Source organism: Rheinheimera soli, assembly GCF_021290985.1.
GTDB classification, from domain to species: domain Bacteria; phylum Pseudomonadota; class Gammaproteobacteria; order Enterobacterales; family Alteromonadaceae; genus Pararheinheimera; species Pararheinheimera soli.
Genome location: NZ_JAJOYU010000076.1, coordinates 1 through 1824, shown reverse-complemented (window position 1 = coordinate 1824; position 1824 = coordinate 1). Strand labels below are relative to the sequence as shown.

Annotated in this window: 1 protein-coding gene; it reads left to right on the top strand. The window is 45.3% G+C overall.

Annotated features, from left to right (window positions below):
* The first annotated feature begins 84 nt into the window (after positions 1-84).
* Complete coding sequence (locus LSG37_RS21030) at positions 85-1662, top strand: transposase (RefSeq protein ID WP_233081966.1); 1578 nt, start codon at positions 85-87, stop codon at positions 1660-1662.
* The last annotated feature ends 162 nt before the right edge of the window (positions 1663-1824 follow it).

Genomic DNA, 1824 nt, shown 5'->3' with positions numbered 1-1824 from the left:
GTTGAGGCTGTAGAAAAACCTCTTTTCACCCGATCAGGTTTGTGATCAAATAGCGTTGTCTGATTAAAAAATGGACAGCGCCTAATGCCTAAATTCATTCCATACGATTACAACCAAAGTGCGATGGTCGTGATTAATTATCTCGACCAATTGCAGCCTGGCACTTTTGAACATGCCATCCATTACTTGATTGATAACAAACTCGACCTGTCGATATTCCACAACAAGTACCAGAATGAAGACAACGGTCGCCCTGCGTATGACCCTGCGGTGCTGCTTAAAATCATTTTGTTTGCCTACTCCAAAGGCATCACGTCCAGCCGCGAGATCCAGTGGTGCTGCGAAACCAATATCATTTTTAAAGCGTTGTCGTGCGATACGGTGCCACACTTTACGACGATAGCGGCTTTTGTAAGTGGCTCATCGGGGCAAATTGCGCAGTTGTTTGAGCAGGTGTTGCTGGTATGCCATCAGCAGGGCTTATTGGGAAATGAACTGTTTGCTATAGACGGCTGCAAAATGCCGTCCAACGCCGCCAAAGAATGGTCCGGCACCTTAAAAGAACTCACTGCCAAACGAGATAAACTCAAACGACAAATTCGCTACCATTTGGAGCAACACAAGCAGTTGGATGAACAAGCCAATGCAGATGAAGTACGTAAAGCGCGACATCAACAAAGTATCGACACGTTGAATAAAGCGCATGACAAAATCACTGATTTTTTAAAGACCGCCAGTCCACGGATGGGCCAAGGTAAAAGAGTCAAGGAAGTAAAAAGTAACATCACTGACAATGAGTCCGCCAAAATGACCACCAGCAAAGGCACGATCCAAGGCTATAACGGCGTGGCGGCGGTGGATAAAAAGCACCAGATAATTGTCGATGCACAAGCCTTTGGTGAAGGGCAAGAACATCATACGTTGGTACCGATGCTGGAAAAGATAAAGCAGCGTTATAAAAGTATGGGCATCAGCGAGAATATCTTCGCCGGTAAAACCATCGTGACGGCTGATACCGGTTTTGCCAATGAAGCGAACAATAGCTACTTGTATCAACAGCAAATCAATGGCTATATCCCTGATAACCAGTTTAGAAAACGGGATCCGAAATTCAGTGACCAAAAGCAAAAGTATGGCAAGCGGCACCAGGATAAGGCGGTTGGACAAAAGGTTGTGATCCCAGCCAGCGCTTTTGAATTTGACCCAATAGCAATGAGCTGTATTTGCCCCTCGGGTTTGTTGCTGTCGAGCCGGGGGATCAGGCAGGAACCTGATGGCCAACAACGAGCGTTGTTTACAGGCAAGTTATTGCAGTGCCGCAGTTGTGATTTAAAAGAGCAATGCATGGAAAACCCAGAATCAGCCAATCATAGAAAAGGCAGCGGCCGACAGGTGTCATTTTTACTCAAAGCCAATGCACCGCCGAATTACACCGATTGGATGAAACAACGTGTCGATAGCGATGTGGGCAAACAGATATACAGCCATCGGATGTCAGTAGTAGAACCGGTGTTTGGCAATATCGGCACCAATAAAAGACTCAATCGGTTTAGCTTACGCGGCAAAACCAAGGTGCAAGGCCAATGGCAGTTGTATTGTATGGTACATAATCTGGAAAAAGTGAGTAGATACGGTAAGTTAGACTGCGGTTCACTAAAATAGGGCTGGATCAGGCTCGATATACCGAATGTTTAGATGAAGTTGCAGTAAATCAATCTTGTCTTGAAATTCCCGCCAAAAGTATGCAGAGTTGGTAACAAACAATAAACAGAATAGCCGAGTAGAAAAGCAGTGTTCTAAACAGGTTTTTCTACAGGCTCGTTA

Coding starts and splice junctions, on each gene's coding strand:
- LSG37_RS21030 (WP_233081966.1), top strand. CDS start 85: ATGCCTAAATTCATTCCATACGATTACAACCAAAGTGCGATGGTCGTG.